This is a genomic window from Rhabdothermincola salaria (assembly GCF_021246445.1).
GTDB classification, from domain to species: domain Bacteria; phylum Actinomycetota; class Acidimicrobiia; order Acidimicrobiales; family Acidimicrobilacustridaceae; genus Rhabdothermincola_A; species Rhabdothermincola_A salaria.
In genome coordinates, this window is record NZ_JAJQXW010000002.1 from 80,766 (window position 1) to 94,109 (window position 13,344).

The window sequence follows — 13,344 nt, forward strand, 5'->3', positions numbered from 1 at the left end:
GTCCGCCCGACGGCGTCGGGGAGACCAGGTCCCCCCCATACTATCTTTGCCCAAAGCTACTAGGTCAAGCGCTAGTTCGGGCCCACACCCGCGGCGCGGTCGGACGGGCCGGCGAACCGGCTGTCGGACCGGCTCTCGGAGGGTCCGGCCGGCGGGTCGGCGGGCGGCGACCGGCCTTGCCCCGGTACATCTCCTCGTCGGCCCGACGCAGCAACGAGGCGGTGTCGTCGACGGGGTCGGCCACGGCCAGACCCACCGTCGCCCCCGTCGTGATCGCCGGCAGGCCGGCCAGCTCGATGGGGCGTTCCAGGGCGGTGCCGATCCGCTCGGCGATGCTCTGCAGGATCGTCGCCGACGCCGGCTCGCAGACCACGACGAACTCGTCCCCGCCGACCCGACCCACGAGGTCGGTCGGCCGGACGGCGTCGGCCAGCCGGCGCGCCACCACCGACAGGACGCGATCGCCGATGTCGTGACCGTAGGTGTCGTTCACGTCCTTGAAGCCGTCGAGGTCGAGGAACAGCACACCGACCTCGTGGAGGTGGCGGCGGGCCAGCGACTCGCCGACCCGGGTGTGCACGGCGGTGCGGTTGGGGAGGCCGGTGAGCCCGTCGTGGTGGGCCAGGTGGGCCAGCTCCTCGGTGAGGGACTTGCGCGAGGTGATGTCCTCCACGTGGGCGAGGAGGTGTTGGGGGGCGCCCTCGGCGTCGCGCAGCACCGACACGTTGAGCAGGCACCAGACCACGGTGGCGTCGGGCCGCAGGTAGCGCTTCTCCATGCGGTAGCCGGGGATCCGTCCGCTCAGGAGCCGATCCAGGTAGTCGAGGTCGGCTCCGAGGTCGTCGGGGTGGGTGATGTCCTGGAAGCTCAGGTGGCTCAGATCCGCGGGCTCGCGGCCGAGGATGTCGGCCAGCGCCCGGTTCGCCTCCAGGAAGCGCCCGTCGAGGTCCACCAGGGCGATCCCGGTCGGCGCCTTGGCGAACGCCTGTCGGAAGCGCTCCTGCGCCGTGCTCAACGTCACCTCCAGCGAGCGTCGCTCGGTGATGTCGCGCATGTGCAGGATCACCCCTTCGACCGAGGGGTCCTGCAGGCGGTTGTTGGCCACCACCTCCATCAGGACCGGGCGCCCGAAGCGGTCCTCGATGCGCAGCTCGCGTGGCACGGTCGGACCCAATTCGGACAGGGTCTCGTCGAACGACCGAAGAGCCAGCTCACGGTCCTGCTCGGCGACGAGGTCGAACCCCGATCGGCCCTCGAGCTCGCTCGGCGTCCATCCGAGCTGGGTCTCGGCGGAGGCGCTGACGTAGGTGATGACGGCGCGGTCGTCGATGACCACCACCACGTCCGAGGCGTGCTCCACCAGCGCCCGGTGGCGCCGTTCGCTGGCCAGCAGGGCGGCCCGGGCCACGTGCTCCGCGGTGACGTCGACACCGGTCGCCACGACCCGGCGAACGACGCCGGTGTCATCGCGGACCCCCGTCCGGGTGAACGAGATGGATCGCTCACCTCCGTCCCGGGTGCGCCACCGGCGGATCTGACGTCGAGGCTCCGCCGAGTCGAGGAAGCTGAGGTGCTCGTCGAGGACCTCGTCGAGCTCGTCGCACGCCATGAAGTCGAGCGCGCTGCGCCCGACGAGCTCGTCGACGGACCACCCCAGGATCCGCTCGCACGCGGGGTTCGCCCACAGGATCGACCCCCCGGCATCCGTCACCACGATCAACGACTCGGCTGTCTCGATCGCCGTCATCAGCACGTCGACGTCGAGACCGGACACTCCGGTAGGCAGCCTCTCCTCGGTCACCGAAGAGTCATCGTCGCGTCGACGGCGGAGGTTGAGCGCGAGGTGGAGAATTTGCCCAGTCGACGGGGGACGACGAGAAATCCGAGCGAGCCGGCCACGGATTTGGTCAAATCTCTCCCAACGGCTGACAAGGAGGTGACGCCCATGAGGGTGGCGAACCAGATCTCAGCGTTGTTCGGCGGCGCCGTGCCCGTGCGGATCGAGGCGTACGACGGCAGCGCGGCCGGGCCCGCCGACGCCGCCAGCACCCTGGTGGTGCGCCGCCCTCGCGCCCTGGCCCGACTCATCCAACGACCCGGGGAGCTCGGCATCGTGCGGGCCTACGTGAGCGGCGACGTCGACTTCGAGGGCGACATCTTCGCCCTGCTCGAGACCGCAGTCGACGCCGGACTGCGTCCCGACCCCAAGGCCGTGCCCGGCTTGCTGGCGGCGGCGGGGGCCGACCTGTGGCGCATCCCGCCACCACCCCCCGAGGAGGTCCGCCTGCGCGGCGGGCTGCACACCCGGGGGCGTGACCGGGCCGCCATCTCCCACCACTACGACGTGTCCAACGAGTTCTACCGGATGGTCCTCGGACCGTCGATGGTCTACTCCTGCGGGGTCTGGGAGTCGCCCGAGGCCGGGCTGGAGGCCGCCCAGGCGGCCAAGCTCGAGCTGGTGTGCCAGAAGCTGGCCCTCGAGCCGGGCATGCGCCTGCTCGACCTGGGCTGCGGCTGGGGCTCGATGGTCATCCACGCCGCCCAGAACCACGGGGTCTCCGCGGTGGGCGTCACCCTGTCCACCGAGCAGGCCGAGCTGGCCCGCGAGCGGGTCAAGGAGGCCGGCGTCGACGACCTCGTCGACATCCGCCTCCAGGACTACCGCGACGTCAGCGACGGCCCCTTCGACGCGGTCAGCTCGATCGGCATGTTCGAGCACGTGGGCCGGCGGCGCATCGAGGAGTACAACACGACCCTGTTCCGGCTCCTGCGGCCGGAGGGCCGGCTGTTGAACCACGCCATCGCCCGTCCCGGGTGCCCCCAGGGCGAGTCGCCCCTCGGACGGGCCAAGGCCCTCCGCCGACGCCTGGCCACGGCCGTCGGGTCGGACCTCACCTCCCGCATCGACAGCCCTCTGATGAACCGCTACGTGTTCCCCGACGGCGAGCTCCACGAGGTCGGCGTCGTCGTGTCGCTCCTGCAGGACAACGGCTTCGAGGTGCGCCACCTCGAGTCCATCCGCGAGCACTACGACCTCACGCTGCGGGCCTGGGTGGCCAACCTCGAGGCCAACTGGGACGACGCCGTCGACGAGGTGGGCGAGGGACGGGCCCGGGTGTGGCGCCTCTACATGGCGGCGTGCGCGCTCAACTTCGCCCTCGGCGGCGTCCAGGTCCACCAGGTCCTGGCCGTCAAGCCCGGCAGCCGCGGCGCCAGCGGCATGCCCTGGCGCCCCGGCTTCTGAGGACGGCGGTCCTCACTGGTAGAAACGGCGCATGGACCACGTCGAGACCATCCGCCGCGAGGGCACCGCTCTCGTCGAGGCCGCCGAGGCCGCCGGCCTCGACACGCCGGTCGCCGCCTGCCCCGGGTGGGACGTCCGCCGCCTGCTGCAGCACACGGCCAAGGTGCACCAGCGCACCGAGGCGGTGGTGCGCACCGGCGCCGACAGCCCTCCCCCGTCGAGCGAGTTCCCCCGCTTCGACGACGACTACCGGCTGTTCGCCCAGTTCCGCGCCGCCCTCGACGCGCTGTGCCTCACCCTCGAGGCCGCCGACCCCGAGGGACGCTCGTGGAACTTCACCAGCGGGTCCGGGACCAACGCGTTCTGGCCGCGCCGCATGGCCCACGAGACCACGGTGCACCGCATCGACGCCCAGCGCACCGCCGGCCAGGACGCCGACCCGGTCCCCTCCGATCAGGCCGCCGACGGCATCGACGAGCTGGTCACGGTCATGCTCCCCATGATGGTCGGCCTCAAGAAGCCCGATTGGAACGGCTCGATCCACCTCCACTGCACCGACCAGGCGGGCGAGTGGACGCTGCGCCTCGAGGAGGGCGCGCTCGCAGTCAGCCGCGACCACGAAAAGGGCGACCTGGCCGTTCGCGGCCCGGCGGCGGGCATGTTCCTGTGGGCGTGGAACCGGGCCGACCCGGCCGACGTCGGGCTCGAGTGCTTCGGCGACACCGCGCTGCTCGAGGCCTGGACCCAGCTCGTCCCCTGACGGCCGGTGGACGCCTCGACGGCGGCGACCGCCGTCGCGGGCCGGTCGGCTCGGTGGCAGGGCTCAGCGCAGGAACGTCCACCACATGCTGGCCCCGAGGGCCAGCACGCTGACCCCCACCCCGCTGACGACGACGTGACGGGGCACGTTGCCGTCGGCGTCGGCCGGCAAGCGAGCCCGCACCTTCTCGAGGAGTCGGGCGGCGAAGGGCACGTCGACCGACAGGATCAACAGGCCGGCGGCCAGGGTGAGGAGCCCGGGACCCGGCAGCACCATCAGCACCAGCCCGAGCACGCACAGGAACGACCCGGCGGTCATCCGGCCCAGACGCCGCAGCAGGCTGCGCTTGGCCTCGGCCCGGGTCTCCTCGCGGCGACCCGTCTCCATCTCGGCGGCCAACGCCGCCTCCTCGAGGGCCTCGAGCCGGGGGTGCTCGTGGTGGCCGTGCGGTCGACCCGGCTCGTCGTCGGCCATCAGAGCCCGCCGACCTGCATCGAGCGGAGACGGGCCACCCGGTCCTCGACGGGTGGGTGGGTCATGAACCAACGGGCGGCCTTGGCCTCCCGGCCCCGCAGCGGGTTGACGATGTAGGCCGTGGACTGGGCCGGGTTCACGTGGACCGGGGTCTGCTGGGCCACGGCCTCGAGCTTGAGCAGGGCTCGGGCCAGGGGCTCAGGGTCGCCCATGATCTCGGCGCCGGCTCGGTCGGCCTCGTACTCACGTGAGCGGGACAGGGCCATCTGCAACAGCCCGGCCGCCACCGGCGCCAACAGGGCCATGAGCAGCAGGGCGAAGGGGTTGGGGGAGTCGTCGTCGCCACCACCGCCGAACATCGACGCCCACATGGCCATGTTGGCCACGAAGCTGATGGCCATGGCGATGGCGGCGGCCACCGAGCCGATGAGGATGTCGCGGTTGCGGATGTGGCCCATCTCGTGGGCCAGCACACCCATCAGCTCGTCGCGGTCGGTGATGTCGAGCAACCCGCGGGTGACGGCGACGACGGCGTGCTGGGGGTTGCGGCCGGTGGCGAAGGCGTTGGGCTGGGGGGAGTCGATGAAGTACACCCGGGGCATCGGGGTGCCCGCCCGCGCGACCACCTCGCGCACCGCCTCGTGCAGACGGGGGGCCTCGGCCTCGGAGATGGGTACAGCGCCGGCCGAGCGCACCGCCAAGGCGTCGCTCTTCCAGTAGGACGCGCCGCAGATGCCGAGGCCCATGGCCAGGCCGATGGCGGCGCCGGTGGTGCCACCGAGGAGGCCACCGATCACGATCAGCAGCCCGCCGATGGCCGCCAGCAGCACCGCCGTCTTGGCGATGTTGCCGGCCCCCATCACCCGACTGTCGACCTTGCGGCCGGTTCCACCACCGGGGTTGGTGCTGGCATCGAACATCGTGGGAACGGCTCCTCTCGAGCGGTCGTACCGGAACTCTGCTTCTTCCATTCTGGCCCCTGTCAGCGCCCGATCCACCGCGCCACGAGCTTGCGCAGCTCCTCGGCGACCAGCACGGTCAGGGCCACCACGATGCACAGGCCCCACTGCGCGACGGACAACGTCTCGGTGTCGAACAGCCGCTGGACCGGATCCCATTCGGTGGCCATCACCTGGAGGGCGACGACGCCGCCGATGGCGGCCCAGAGCTTGGGGTTGCTGAAGGCATAGCGGGTCAGGGCGCTGCGGTGCTCGGTGCGGGCGTTGAAGGCGTTCACCATCTGGAAGAGCACGAAGGTGTTGAACGTCATGGTGAGGGCGACCGCCTCGCCGTAGGCCTCGCGGGCCCAGACGAAGAGGCCGAGCGTGCCGACGGTCATCACCGCGGCGAAGAACAGCAACCGGACGACCCGGCTGAGCGAGAGGATGGGCGCGTCGCTCCGGCGCGGGTGGCGGTCCATGACCCCGGGGGCGGGCGGATCGACGCCGAGCGACATGGCGGGTGGGCCGTCGGCGATGATGTTCACCCAGAGCACCTGGATCGGCGTGAACGGCACGGGCAACCCGATGAGGCTGGCCGTGAGGATGGTGCCGATGGCGCCCAGGTTCGTCGACAGCTGGAAGCGGACGAACTTCACGATGTTGTCGTAGATCGTGCGGCCCCGCTCGACCGCCCCGACGATGGTGGCGAAGTTGTCGTCGGTGAGCACCATGTCGCCGGCTTCCTTGGTGACCTCGGTGCCGGTGATGCCCATGGCCACGCCGATGTCGGCGGTGCGCAGGGCGGCGGCGTCGTTCACGCCGTCGCCCGTCATGGCCACGACGTGCCCCCGCGCCTGGAGGGCCTTCACCACCCGGACCTTGTGCTCGGGCGACACCCGGGCGCACACCCCGATCCCCTCGATCGCCTGGGCCAGCTCGTCGTCGCTCATGGCGGTGAGGTCGTCGCCGGTCACGACCCGGCCCTCGATGCCGAGGTCAGCGGCGATGGCCCCGGCGGTGCTGGCGTGGTCGCCGGTGATCATCTTCACGTCGATGCCGGCCCGGTGGCACAACCGGATGGCGTCGCGGGCCTCGGACCGCGGCGGGTCGACGATGCCGACGAGGGCGTGCAACACCAACTCGTCGATCCACCGGTCGGGGTCGGCCACCTGCCCGTCGGGCCCCAGCACCTCCGATGCGGCGAGCCGTCGCGAGGCGACGGCCAGAACCCGTCGGCCCTCCGACGCGATCCGGCCGTTGTCGGCGTGGCGGGCCGAACGGGACTCGTCGTCGAGCTCGCGCACCGATCCGTCGCCGTCGAGGAACGCCGTCGAGCGCTCGAGCACCACGTCGGGGGCCCCCTTGACGTAGACGACGACGGCGTCGTCGTCGTCCTCGGCCCGGTGGAAGGTGGCCATGAACTTGGTGGCCGAATCGAACGGCACCTCGCCCAGCCGGGGGCGGGCCTCACGCAGGGCGTCGACGTCGATCCCCGCCTTGGCGGCCACGACCACGAGCGCCACCTCGGTGGGATCGCCCACCACCTCCGGCTCTCCGTCGCCATCGGTGCGCACCACGGCATCGGCGCACAGGGCGGCGGGCACGAGGGTCTCGGTCAGCTCGGCGGGGTCGGCCGTGCTCCCGTCGGGGTCCTCGAACCCACCCTCGAGGCGGTACCCCTCGCCGGTGGCGGCCCACGAACGACCACCCCGAACCACCTCGCGGGCGGTCATCTGGTTGAGCGTGAGGGTGCCGGTCTTGTCCGAGCAGATCGTGGTGGTGGACCCCAACGTCTCCACCGAGTGCAGACGCTTCACGATGGCGTTGCGCTTGGCCATCTGGGAGATGCCCACCGCCAGGGTGACCGTGACCACGGCGGGGAGCCCTTCGGGAATGGCCGCGACGGCCAGGGCGACCGCGCCCAGGGCCGCGTCACCGAACGTCTCTCCCTGGATCATCTGCAGGGCGAACACCAACCCCACGGCGACCAGGGCGATGGCCGCCAGCCGCTTGGTGAGGCCGTCGAGCTGGCGCTGCAGCGGAGTGTCGCCCACCTCGGCGGCGTTGAGGAGGTCGGCCACCTTGCCCATCTCGGTGTCCATCGCAGTGGCGGTGACGACCATCTCGGACCGGCCCCGGGTGACCGTGGTGTTCATGTACAGCGACCCGACGCGGTCGCCCAGGGGGACCTCGGGGCCCGGGGCCACCGACCCGTCCTTCTCCACCGCCACCGATTCGCCGGTGAGGGCCGACTCGTCGACGGACAGGTTGGCGGCCATGAGGATGCGGCCGTCGGCGGGCACCCGGTCGCCGGCCTCGAGGAGCACGACGTCGCCCGGGACGAGGTCGTCGGTGACGACCTCGCGCACCTCCCCGTCCCGACGGACCCGCACCCGCGAGATCAGCATCTCCTCGAGGGCGGCGAGGGCGTTGCTGGCCTTGGCCTCCTGCGTGTAGCCGAGGACGGCGTTGATCAACAGCACCACGGCGATGACGATGGGGTCCTTCAGGTCCCCGAACACGGCGGCCAGCACCGCGGCACCGGCCAGCAGGACCACGATGCCGCTGCGGAACTGATCCAGGAAGAGCTTCCAGCGCGGCCGCGGGGGCGTCTCGGCCAGGCGGTTCGGTCCGTAGCGGGCGGTGCGCTCGACGACCTCGGCCGAGGAGAGACCGACGGTGGGGTCCACCTCCAGCCGCTCCGCCGCCTCTGCGGCGGCCAGCACGTGCCAGTCCGGCGGGGTGGCCTCGGCGACGGACACGGACCCGCCCTCGGTCGAGGCGGACGGGGTGGGATCGGGCATCTACGGACTCCGGTCAGGTGGTGACGTGGCTTGAACGGACCCGACGGGCCTGTTCGATGCGACCGGAGGTCTCCCCCACCCGTGAAGGCCGATGGCACCGGGTGCCGACCGAGGCCGGCGCCGTGATGACGACACCATCGAGACGGGGTACTCCCCTCACTGCCGGGCAGTATGCCCCAACCCCGCCGCGGTCGACACCCACCCCGGCGCCGCGGCGCACGAGAGGTGACCGAAGGGGCGTCATCCGGGGTGGCGGAAGGGTGTGCGGCCACTGCGGTGGGCCGCCGGTCCCTCCATCCCCCGGTGCAGGTTGACGGCCGAGTTGATCAGACCGATGTGCGAGAACGCCTGTGGGAAGTTGCCCAGCTGGCGCCGGCTGTCGGGCTCCCACTCCTCGGCCAGCAGGCCCACGTCGTTGCGCAACGACAGCAGCCGCTCGAAGAGGCGCTCGGCGTCGTCGGCGCGACCGATGAGGACGAGGTTGTCCACCAGCCAGAACGTGGTGAGGAGGAAGGCGCCCTCCCCGGGGGGCAGGCCGTCGACCGTTCCGTGGGGGTTGTCATGTCCGTCGAGGTCCTCCTCCTCGACGATGACGTCGGTGTGGTAGCGCAGGACGAAGCCGTCGACGAGGAGGTCGCGCTCGATGGCCTCGATGGTGGCCACGATGCGGCTGTCGTCGGGTTCGAGGAACCCCACCAGGGCCAACATGAGCAGCGACGCATCGAGGGCCGAGGAGCCGTAGTACTGGGTGAAGGCCCCCACCTCGTCGTTCCACCCCTCGGTGCACACCTCGGCGTGGATCTCGTCGCGCAGGGCTCGCCAACGGTCGAGGCCGTCGTGGCGTTCGGCCTCCTCGCAGAGCTTCACCCACCGGTCGATGGCCACCCAGGCCATCACCTTGGAGTGCACGAAGTGCCGCTGCGGGCCCCGCACCTCCCAGATGCCGTCGTCGGGCCGGCGCCACACCTCGGCCACGTGCTCGACCAGCATGCGCGACAGCGCCCAGGCGTCCGGGGGCAGCGGTCGGTCGAGGGCGCGCGAGGTCGTGAGGAACATGTCCATGACCTCGCCGTAGACGTCGAGCTGGAACTGGCCGTGGGCCCCGTTGCCGATGCGCACGGGCGTCGAGTCCTCATAGCCGGGCAACCAGTCGAGCTCCGATTCGGTCAGGCGGCGCTCCCCGGCCACGCCGTACATGATCTGCATCTTCTCGGGGCTGCCCGCCACGGCCCGTCGCAGCCACTCGCTCCACTCCAGTGCCTCCTCGTCGTAGCCGCACTCCACGAGGGCATCGAGGGTGAAGGTGGCGTCGCGCAGCCAGCAGTACCGGTAGTCCCAGTTGCGCACGCTCCCGATCCACTCCGGCAGCGAGGTGGTGGGGGCGGCCACGATGCCGCCCGTGGGCTCGTAGGTGAGGGCCTTGAGGGTGATGAGCGATCGGCGCACTGCGCCGCTCCACCGCCCGACGTCGAGGCAGGCGCCGGCCCAGTCCCGCCACCACTGCTCGGTCGACGCCAGCGCCTCGTCGGGGGCAGGGAAGCCGGGAGGGTCCTCGTGGGAGGGGAACCAGGCCAGGGCGAACGTCTCCTCGTGGCCGGCATCGACGCCGAACGTGTTGACGCTGGTCATGTCGTGGCCCCGGGTCGGCACGGATGCGTGGAAGACCACGCCGTCGGCGCCGCCGCGAGCCTCGATGCCCCCGTCGTGGCGCCGGGCCCAGGGCACCAGCGATCCGTAGTCGAAGCGGATCGCCATGTCGCTCTGGAAGGCGACCTCACCCTCGAGGCCACGGACGATCCGCAGGATCGACGGGTGCTCGAGGTCGTGGCGGGGCATGAAGTCGATGACCATCGCTCGGCCGGTCGCCGTCGTGAAGGTGGTCTCGAGCACCAGGGTGTCCTCGCGGTAGCAGCGCGTCACCTCCACCACCTCGTCGGTCGGGGCGATGCGCCAGCGACCGTGCTCGGGTCCGCCCAGGAGGGCCGCGAAGCAGGCCGCCGAGTCGAAGCGAGGTGCGCACCACCAGTCGATGGAGCCGTCCTTGCCGACCAGGGCGACCGTGCGCGCGTCACCGATCAGTGCGTAGTCCTCGATGGGGGCCATTCCGAGAGCCTGGCATCGTCGTCCCGCGCCGACGGAGCCGGGATCGACACCGGAGGGGTCCGCCGGTCCGCTGCGTGCCCAACCGGTACGGTGACTCCGACCGCCCACCTCGCCTGGAGTGACGATGCCCCTTTCCGTGGATCGGCCGCGATCGGACCTCTTGGTCATGTTCGGTGCCTCCGGTGACCTGGCCAAGAAGAAGCTGTTTCCTGCCATCTACCGGCTGGAGCGGCGGGGGTTGTTGGGGATCCCGGTCATCGGGGTGGCGCTCGACGACTGGACCGACGACGACCTGCGCAATCACGCTCGCGCCTCGATCGCCGAGCAAGGCGAGGAGTGGGACGACGACGCCTTCGAGCGCCTGGCGGCGAACCTGCGGTACGTGTCGGGCGACTACACCGACCCGGCCACGTTCGAGAAGCTCCGGGCCGCCGCCGGGCCCGCCGAGCACCCCATCTTCCACTTCGCCATCCCCCCGTCGATGTTCGCCACGGTGGCCGACGGCATCGCCGGGGTCGGCCTGGCCGACGGCGCCCGGCTCGTCATCGAGAAGCCGTTCGGACGGGACCACGACTCCGCCGTCGAGCTCAACGACACGTTGCACCAGCACTTCCCCGAGTCGGCCATCTTCCGCATCGACCACTTCGTGGGCAAGGAGGCGCTGCGGAGCCTGCTGGTCACCCGCTTCGCCAACGCGATCGTCGAGCCGCTCTGGAACCGCAACGTGGTCTCCGCGGTGAAGATCACCATGGCCGAGGCCTTCGGGGTCGAAGACCGTGGCGCCTTCTACGACTCGGTCGGTGCCATGCGGGACGTGATGCAGAACCACCTGCTGCAGATGGTGGCGCTGCTGGCCATGGAGCAGCCGGTGAAGGAGGACGCCCGCTCCCTGCGCGACGAGAAGGCCAAGGTGCTCGAAGCCTGCCGGCCCGTCGATCCGACCCACTTCGTGCGAGGCCAGTACGACGGCTACCTCGAGGTCCCCGGTGTCCGTCCCGGCTCGGACACCGAGACCTACGCCGCCTTCCGCCTCGACATCGACTGCCCCCGCTGGAGCGGCGTGCCCTTCTTCCTGCGGGCGGGCAAGGCGCTCGAGCGCACCGTCACCGAGATGACCATCGAGTTCAAGGCTCCGCCCCGACCGATGTGGATCCCCGAGCACTCGCACCTGCCCCACAACTCGATCCGCATCGAGGTCAAGCCCGAGAACTTCGCCGCTCTCACCTGGCTGCGCAAGGAGCCCGGCGACGAGATGATGCCCACCGCCGTCACGTTGGCGCCGGCCCCCGACGAGCGCGCCGACATCGGCCCGGAGCCCTACGAGCTCCTCATCGAGGAGGCCATGACCGGCGATCCCACCCTCTTCGCCCGCGAGGACTCGGTGCTCGAGTCGTGGCGCGTCGTCGACCGGATCCTGGACGAGTACCCCGAGGTCCAGCGCTACAGCCAGGGGTCGTGGGGGCCCCGTCGGGCCGCCGACCTCGTGCGCCACCACGGGGGCTGGCCAGAGGAGCCCCCCGGGGAGCACCAGTGAGCGACGGTTCGGCCGGACCGCCCGACGTCTACCTCGTCCGCCACGGTGCCACCGAGTGGAGTCGCGACGGACGTCACACCGGCCGCACCGACATCCCCCTGCTGCCCGAGGGCGAGGAGCAGGCCCGGGCGACCGGCGCCCTGCTCGCCGGTCGCACCTTCTCGACCGTGCTCACCAGCCCGCTGCAACGGGCCCGTCGCACCGCCGAGTTGGCCGGCCACGCCGCCGCTGAGGTCGACGACGACCTCGTCGAGTGGGACTACGGCGACTACGAGGGGGTCACCAGCCGGGAGATCCAGCGCACGGTGCCCGACTGGACGGTCTGGTCGGGTCCCATCCCCGGGGGAGAGACCCTCGCGGAGGTGGCGACCCGCTGCGATCGGGTGATCGAACGCCTCCGGGCCGTCGACGGCGACAGCCTCGTCGTCGCCCACGGCCACCTCCTGCGCGTGTTCACCGCCCGATGGTGCCGCCTCGACCCGGTCGAGGGGCGGCGGTTCGTGCTGGGCACCGCCACCCTGTCGCGCCTGGGCTGGGAGCACGACATGCCCTGCGTCCACCTCTGGAACGCCAGGGGCTGAGGGCGGCTCGACCGGGTGGCGACCTCAGTCGCCGCCTCGCAGCGAGCGCACCAGGCCGACGACCTCGTCGCGGAGGCGATCGACGAGGTCGTCGACGTAGGTGACCGGGTCCGGGCCCTCCTCGTCGAGGAGAGGCGTGAGGTCGGCGGCGAGGACCACCTCGCCGGCCGCGTCGGCCCGGTGGGGATCGTCGAACGTGGCGTTGGCCCGCCGTCGGGCGGCGGCGGCGACGTCGTAGGGCTTGACCGCCACCTGGCTGGCGTGAGCGGCCAGGAGGCGGGCCCCGAGCTCGCCGTGGCCGGAGGCGTCGAGGCGGACCTTGGCCGCATCAGGTAACCAGTCGTGCCCCCGCCAGACCTCCACCCCCAACAGCTCCGCGGGGCGCTCGTCGTGGCCCAGTCGCCGGCAGGCGTCGATCACGGCGAGGGCGACAGCCACGTGGGTGGGGTGGCGATCGAGGAGCGAGTGGGTGAGGACCCGGGTCGGTCGAGCGGCGCGGAGGAGCTCGGCGACCTCGCCCACCACGGCGAGGCGGCTTCGTGGGTCGAGGATCTCGGCACTGGGCCGGCCGAGCTGGAGCTGCAGCCCGTAGCGGCCGATGCGGGCGGCGTTGCGCTGCTCCTGGCGACGACGCGCCGGCAGCCCGTCGCGATCGGCCGCGTCGGTGGCCTGCGGACCGGGGGCACCCGCACCGTCGGCGACGGTCAGGCCCGTGAACCAGCGGAGGGGATCGTCGCGGCACGCACCGATGTCGGCCAGGCCGAGCAGCTCGACGTCGTCGGGGTGGGCCCCGACGGCCACCACCGTGGTGCGCGCCAGCGCGTCGTCGACGCCGGCGCCGTCGGGCACGAGCACGTCGACCGTGCGACCGGGCTCGACGAGGAAGGCGGGCAGGCGACTCAC

10 protein-coding genes are annotated in these 13,344 nt (G+C 71.7%); 4 read left to right on the plus strand and 6 right to left on the minus strand.

The features are described 5' to 3' along the window. Positions 1-64: 64 nt before the first annotated feature. A complete protein-coding gene (locus tag LUW87_RS09680) occupies positions 65-1,774 on the minus strand; it encodes a sensor domain-containing protein (RefSeq protein WP_232670972.1) in 1,710 nt (569 codons plus the stop codon). A gap of 171 nt (positions 1,775-1,945) precedes the next feature. On the opposite strand from LUW87_RS09680, the gene LUW87_RS09685 reads away from it, so the two are divergent. Together LUW87_RS09685 and LUW87_RS09690 are read left to right on the plus strand one after the other, a co-directional pair. Then, positions 1,946-3,244 carry a class I SAM-dependent methyltransferase gene (locus LUW87_RS09685; protein ID WP_232670973.1) on the plus strand — a complete coding sequence of 433 codons (1,299 nt, stop codon included), beginning with the start codon at positions 1,946-1,948 and terminating at the stop codon, positions 3,242-3,244. Positions 3,245-3,275: 31 nt separating this feature from the next. Next, complete coding sequence (locus LUW87_RS09690; protein WP_232670974.1) at positions 3,276-4,004, plus strand: maleylpyruvate isomerase family mycothiol-dependent enzyme; 729 nt, start codon at positions 3,276-3,278, stop codon at positions 4,002-4,004. A 63-nt stretch (positions 4,005-4,067) separates the two neighbouring features. On the opposite strand, the gene LUW87_RS09695 is transcribed toward LUW87_RS09690, so the two are convergent. The 4 genes from LUW87_RS09695 to LUW87_RS09710 form a co-directional block, all read right to left on the minus strand. Further along, positions 4,068-4,478 carry a PGPGW domain-containing protein gene (locus LUW87_RS09695; protein WP_232670975.1) on the minus strand — a complete coding sequence of 137 codons (411 nt, stop codon included), beginning with the start codon at positions 4,476-4,478 and terminating at the stop codon, positions 4,068-4,070. Continuing rightward, positions 4,478-5,398: a M48 family metalloprotease gene (locus tag LUW87_RS09700; protein ID WP_232670976.1), complete on the minus strand. Its 921-nt coding sequence runs from the start codon at positions 5,396-5,398 to the stop codon at positions 4,478-4,480. Before LUW87_RS09700 ends, LUW87_RS09695 begins: the two co-directional genes overlap by 1 nt. A 62-nt stretch (positions 5,399-5,460) precedes the next feature. Further along, complete coding sequence (locus LUW87_RS09705) at positions 5,461-8,181, minus strand: cation-translocating P-type ATPase (protein ID WP_232670977.1); 2,721 nt, start codon at positions 8,179-8,181, stop codon at positions 5,461-5,463. Between the two features lie 282 nt (positions 8,182-8,463). After that, entirely contained in the window at positions 8,464-10,326 is a 1,863-nt protein-coding gene (locus LUW87_RS09710) for a glycoside hydrolase family 15 protein (protein ID WP_232670978.1), read from the minus strand. 124 nt (positions 10,327-10,450) lie between these two features. Between LUW87_RS09710 and zwf the strand changes: the two genes are divergently transcribed. Then, entirely contained in the window at positions 10,451-11,860 is a 1,410-nt protein-coding gene (zwf, locus tag LUW87_RS09715) for a glucose-6-phosphate dehydrogenase (protein WP_232670979.1), read from the plus strand. Next, positions 11,857-12,441 (plus strand): histidine phosphatase family protein, encoded by a 585-nt coding sequence (locus tag LUW87_RS09720; RefSeq protein WP_232670980.1) that lies wholly within the window; start codon positions 11,857-11,859, stop codon positions 12,439-12,441. The genes zwf and LUW87_RS09720 overlap by 4 nt, the downstream gene beginning before the upstream one ends. A gap of 24 nt (positions 12,442-12,465) precedes the next feature. On the opposite strand, the gene LUW87_RS09725 is transcribed toward LUW87_RS09720, so the two are convergent. Then, the gene (locus LUW87_RS09725) at positions 12,466-13,344 is read right to left on the minus strand and encodes a PIG-L deacetylase family protein (RefSeq protein ID WP_232670981.1); all 879 of its coding nucleotides are present in this window, start codon (positions 13,342-13,344) and stop codon (positions 12,466-12,468) included.